The organism is Christiangramia marina, from assembly GCF_048285865.1.
Taxonomy (GTDB): Bacteria; Bacteroidota; Bacteroidia; order Flavobacteriales; family Flavobacteriaceae; genus Christiangramia; species Christiangramia marina.
The window spans coordinates 733,326-738,805 of the sequence record NZ_JBLVTK010000001.1 but is presented as its reverse complement, the minus strand read 5'-3'; the positions used below and the strand labels follow the sequence as shown (position 1 = coordinate 738,805).

7 protein-coding genes are annotated in these 5,480 nt (G+C 38.0%); 2 read left to right on the top strand and 5 right to left on the bottom strand.

The annotated features are described in order from the left end of the window. The first annotated feature begins 139 nt into the window (after positions 1–139). A complete protein-coding gene (locus ACNKXS_RS03485; protein ID WP_417919640.1) occupies positions 140–757 on the top strand; it encodes an FAD-dependent oxidoreductase in 618 nt (205 codons plus the stop codon). On the opposite strand, the gene ACNKXS_RS03480 is transcribed toward ACNKXS_RS03485, so the two are convergent. The 4 genes from ACNKXS_RS03480 to ACNKXS_RS03465 form a co-directional block, all read right to left on the bottom strand. Continuing rightward, on the bottom strand, positions 749–1,051 hold the full coding sequence (locus tag ACNKXS_RS03480; protein WP_141876215.1) for a hypothetical protein: 303 nt from the start codon (positions 1,049–1,051) through the stop codon (positions 749–751). The genes ACNKXS_RS03485 and ACNKXS_RS03480 overlap by 9 nt on opposite strands. A 15-nt stretch (positions 1,052–1,066) precedes the next feature. After that, entirely contained in the window at positions 1,067–2,659 is a 1,593-nt protein-coding gene (locus ACNKXS_RS03475) for a S41 family peptidase (protein WP_417919639.1), read from the bottom strand. Further along, positions 2,656–3,090, bottom strand: a complete 435-nt coding sequence (locus ACNKXS_RS03470; RefSeq protein ID WP_141876213.1) for a deoxycytidylate deaminase — start codon at positions 3,088–3,090, stop codon at positions 2,656–2,658. Before ACNKXS_RS03470 ends, ACNKXS_RS03475 begins: the two co-directional genes overlap by 4 nt. 88 nt (positions 3,091–3,178) lie before the next feature. Next, entirely contained in the window at positions 3,179–3,766 is a 588-nt protein-coding gene (locus ACNKXS_RS03465) for a HupE/UreJ family protein (RefSeq protein WP_141876212.1), read from the bottom strand. 365 nt (positions 3,767–4,131) lie between these two features. On the opposite strand from ACNKXS_RS03465, the gene ACNKXS_RS03460 reads away from it, so the two are divergent. Then, positions 4,132–4,938 (top strand): response regulator transcription factor, encoded by an 807-nt coding sequence (locus ACNKXS_RS03460; protein WP_417919638.1) that lies wholly within the window; start codon positions 4,132–4,134, stop codon positions 4,936–4,938. A 79-nt stretch (positions 4,939–5,017) separates the two neighbouring features. Here the strand turns inward: ACNKXS_RS03460 and ACNKXS_RS03455 are convergent, their stop codons facing one another. Then, positions 5,018–5,251 (bottom strand): hypothetical protein, encoded by a 234-nt coding sequence (locus tag ACNKXS_RS03455; protein ID WP_417919637.1) that lies wholly within the window; start codon positions 5,249–5,251, stop codon positions 5,018–5,020. Positions 5,252–5,480 lie beyond the last annotated feature (229 nt).

Genomic DNA, 5,480 nt, shown 5'->3' with positions numbered 1-5,480 from the left:
GGAGTGAGCGTAAGTTCACTTGATCTCAATGCTCTTCTTGAAGGTGATAGTGCAAATGCGCTTATCGTTATTCTTGCAAGTCTTTGTGTGATCATATTGATGTCGATCCTTCTGGTTTCCAGGACGATTTCAAGAAAACATGGGTAATTTCCATTATGATGTACTAATCGTTGGGGCTGGAGTAGCAGGAATTTCCTGTGTACTGGTGCTTGGTTCTGCTCTCGAGAAGCCTTACGCTTTAAATCGAAAAGTAGGTATTTTGTTACATCACAGGAACTCTCACCTAAACTCGGCTTTGCTCAATAATGCCTTCGGAATAGCTCCCGGAACCAATGGTAAGGAACTCCTTGAGAAAAGTATCCTGCATTTAGAGAAACTTTATCCAGATGTAGAACTTATTCCGAAGGAGAAAGCAAAAGAAATTTTGTCTCTATCTGAAGGATTTCAGCTCACTACAAACAAAAATGTGTACACTTCAGAAAGGATCGTGATCGCTACTGGTTATACGAGTCCTATGCGAATTAAAGGATTGGAGGAGTATGTCGTTCCACATAAAAAAGCAATAGCAGAGAAAGAACGAATTCAGTTAAAGAATGTAGATCATCTGGTAGTTAAGGGACTTTATGTGGCTGGTACTTTAGCAGGCTGGCGTAGTCAATATTCAATTGCAGCAGGAAGTGGTGCAGCGGTTGCTACCGATATTCTAACTGAGTGGAATAACGGTGAGCATAGCAAAATCCATGATAAGCTAGCGTAGAAAGAACAGGATCAAACTTATTGGAAGTGTAATTGCGGCAAGAATCATAAGCCCGTGATGCAGATTACGAAAGATGAGTGCGGTTTTAAGCTTACTCTTAAAGCGTTCGTCCTCATTGTGTTTCATGGCGTCACGCATCAATCCCCTTGAAACATTGGAATGATTCACAAGTATATCTTTTTGTAGAAATAGGGAAGTACTGTTATCCAATAGTCTGAAAGTTACTGCAAGTATAAATAGCAGTAACGGGGTAAGCGGCCAGATGGCTGACAGATATTCCAGGAATTCATTCATGAGCGACCTAAAATATTATTTTTCCCTCGACAACTGGATTATTTTCTCGATTAATCGATCATCTTCATTTAAATACCGTTCAAATACATTAGTGCCAAATAGTTGCTGGGCAATTTCAGCCTTTAAAAATTTCTTTAAAATAGGCTTACGCTCTGCACTAACATTTCCTAAACCAATGTTCTGATATTTTAGATAGCGATTAAAATCATAAATGATCTTATCTGTGATTTCGATCTTTTCGCGGAAATTTTTCCTGGTAATACTGTTGTAAAATGTCCGATCCTTTTCCAGAAGATCGAATATAAATCGGCTCATGTAACCACCTCTTAAAAGTAAGGTGAGCTTTTCCTTTTCCAGGTTCGTATCTTTTGGAACAAATATATCCGGGATGATCCCTCCGCCACCATAAACAACTTTTCCACCGGGAGTTACATAACGCAGACTGTCATTGGTAACGATCGAATCCCGACTACTTAATTCTCCATTTTCATATCTTTCCATATAGTCATTGAAGTAGGACTCGTTTCCATTATCATATGGCTTCTGAATAGATCTTCCTGTAGGAGTGTAATACCTTGCAATGGTAAGTCTTACAGCGCTACCGTCGCCTAGCTCCATTTCTCGTTGTACCAGGCCTTTTCCATAGGAGCGACGCCCAACGATAGTTCCTACATCATTATCCTGTAAGGCTCCGGCTACTACTTCACTGGCGGAAGCTGAATTTTCATTGATAAGGACAAAAACTTTCCCGTTTTCAAATTCCCCTTCTCTTTGAGCAAAGGTTTCTTCAATGGAACCACTTTTATTCTTGGTGAATAGAATGAGCTTGTCGTCCTTGATAAATTCATCGGCTATATTGATCGCTTCAGAAAGGTATCCTCCAGGGTTGTCTCTTAAATCTAATGCGATTTGTGTGGCGCCAGCAGCTTTTAAATCCTTTATCGCTTCACTAAACTCTTCATAAGTTGTTTCAGAAAAACGATCGATCTTTATATAGCCCAGCTCTTTGGTAAGCATATAGCTGGCATCAACGCTTTTTATGGGGACAACACCTCTTCTTACATTGAATGTAAGTAACTCGTCGCTTCCCTTCCGAAGAACTTTTAAAGAAACTTTTGAGTTTTCCTTTCCCTTAAGTTGTGCTATGACGGAGTCTTCCGTTACATCGCTTTTGAAAAGAGCTTTCCCGTTAGCATATAATATCCTGTCTCCGCCGCGAATCCCAATCTTTGCACTAGGTCCACCTTCAAGAGCCTGTATGACGACGATAGTATCGTTCACCTGGTAAAAGCTTACGCCAATTCCAACGAAATCGCCTTTCATGTTTTCGCTGACTTTCGCATACTCATCCTTCGGAATATAAACCGAATGCGGATCCAGGTTTTCAAGAATTTTATTGACAGTAATATCTACGATGCTATCTGTATTTACATCATCAACATATTCATAATCTATATAGTCGATAAGGCGATTTAATTTCTGCTTTTTTGGATTGGCAGAGAATAATTCATCGCCGGTATCAAAATTAAGTCTCGCACCCAGGACCAATCCCGCAGCACATGCGATACTTAAAAGTAAAGGGGTATATATTTTATTTCTTTTTTTCAATTTTCTTCCAGTTCAGTGATCTGCTCCAGCTCAACGCCAGCTTTCCGAAGAAAGTCCAGCCCGGCATTGTCTTTATAATCAATTTGATAAACCAGGCGTTTAATCCCGGATTGATGTATAAGCTTACTGCAATCCTTGCAAGGTGACATCGTAATGTACAAAGTGGCATCTTTACAACTCTGCGTGGAACCAGCTACCTTTAAAATCGCGTTTGCTTCAGCGTGAAGGACATACCATTTCGTGTAGCCTTCATCATCTTCACAAAAGTTCTCAAATCCACTTGGCGTACCATTGTAGCCATCAGAAATGATCATTCTGTCCTTAACTATTAACGCGCCAACCTGTTTTCTATTACAATGTGATAATTTGCTCCATTCCCGGGCGATACGAAGATATGCCCGATCAAATTTGAGTTGTTTTTGCTGATTCATAGGTATTCACTAGCTCTTTGCAATGCATTATTAATTACCTGCAAATTAAAAGATTATTGCGAAACTTTATGATTCGTAGTGTTTAAATCTACAATGCGAGATAGGTTTCCTGCAGAATTGGTAAAATGACTCCAATCACGATAGAAGCAGTAACTATGATCCAGTCCCTTTTGGAGACTTTTAATAGGTTCTGACAAACAAATCCAATGATCATCACGGCCAGCACTACCAGTATTTGTGCAGCTTCGATTCCAAGCGCGAACTCTACTAATGGCCAGAATTTATTGCTAGTACCCGAAGCGATCATTTTAAAATAGGAAGAAAAACCAAGTCCATGGACGAGTCCGAAAAAGGCAGTTGTAAAATATAGAAGGTTGTAATTTGTATTCCGAACTTTTTTACCAGCAGTGGCAATATCGAAAATCGCAGTAGCGAGAATCGTAACTGGAATTAGAAATTCTACATAATTGGGATCTACTTTAAGGATCTTGTAAACCGAAAGAAACAATGCGAGAGTATGTCCAACTGTAAATAAAGTTACCAGGCCTAGCACCCGTTTCCAGGTCGTAAAACCATAAGAGGCTACCAGGACAACTAAAAAAAGAACGTGGTCATAAGCCTGCCAATCTAAAACGTGATCTAAACCAAGCTCGAAATAAACCCAAAATTGTGACATAAAAACGAAGTTATAGGGCCTCGAAAATACGACTTATTCATAAAATTGCAAAGGTGCTAGGCCTCTTTCAGGTTGAAGCTGAAGATTCTAAAATACCACTATAGTGGTATTTCTTTTGAGGCTAATCAGAATTATTTTAGTATTCTGAAACTATTAAGTTGTTAAAGAAAGATGATAAATTTTGAGTAGGGTCAAAATTTTGGTGTTGTATTTCTTTGAGGTCGTACAATTCATTCAGTATAAGTCTTTAACTCTTATTTTTTTATGATATTAAAACCTTCGGATCAAACCGAAGGTTTTTCATTTTCATAGATCTATTTAACTGAAATTGATTTGTTTATATTTAAGGCCTCAAATATAGGCAAATGCAAAAAGATCTTCAGCAAATATCAGATTACTGGAGAGAGGTCTATTCAAATAATATTGGAGAATACAGACCTTTCAAGCTGTCTACCGATTTCAAACGCTTCGCTTCCATCTTTTCCCTTGGAAGATCTTATCTATATATTGTCAATCTTCATAATTTTAAACTTGAGTATATATCAGATTCTGTAGAGCAATTCGTCAATACGAATGGGCGTGAAATTGAGCTTCAGGATCTTCTGAAAACTGTTCTGCCTCAAGAATTGGAACACATACATCTCAAGGGAAAGGTAATTAGTGATTTTTATACGGGATATTTAAATAAGTCTGAAGTCCTGCAGTATAAAAACCTATTTTCATACCGCATGGAAGATAAAAGCGGCAATTTTCTTACCATGCTATACCAGGCCATCCCTCTAAGCGTGCATGAATCTGGTTCCCCAGAACATGTTTTATGTATACAAACAGATGTTTCCCACCTTAAGGTAACCAGCACGACAGATGCTTCTTTTCTTCATCTAGATGGAGGAGAAAATTATTTAAATGTGGATGTGAGCAGTGGGAGGTTTGACGCTAAACTTATTCAAAACAGACCGAAGAGTTTGAGTGAGCTGTTTACAAATCGAGAAAAGGAAATTGTACGAAATCTTGCCCAGGGTTTAAATGCGGAACAGATTGCAGAACAACTGTTTTTATCTCCTCATACTATTAAAACTCATCGCAGAAATTTATTGAACAAGAGTGGATGCACCAACACCACCGAGCTTGTGGCTAAATGTCTTACGAATGGTATTATCTCTCCGGTTTAACGACTTCTTTAAATTATCATTAAGTATCTAAAATAAAAAAGCCCTGGAAACAGGGCTTTAATCTTAGGAAGTAATATTCTTAGATTTGTGGAACTTCAGAAGTTGCTTCAGGAGTTACAGTAGTATCCATCGCAGCTTCAGAACTCATCATTTCAGATGTAGTCTCTGAATCCTGATCTAGAGAAGCTTCAGCATCTACCGGAGTTGCTACCGGAGAGATAGGAGTTTCAGTAGAATCTTCTTTCTTGTCTGTACAAGAGATGGTTGCAACCATAAGAGCAAGTGCGAAAGCACCAAAAAATTGTTTTTTCATTTTATGTGATATAATTTAAAATCGGGCGAATGTATGTCAAATTTCAATTGCTTTTACATTGATGATAAAAAATTTAGAATAATTTTAAACACCTAATATTTAGTAGGTTATATTGATTTTAGATCTGATTCTCTTTTAGATCGAGTATGGAAATGTTTCAGCCTATATTTTCTTTAAATTATAAGTTGCGGTTACATTTTTTTTATATTTTTGCCGTCCACAAGCTCGA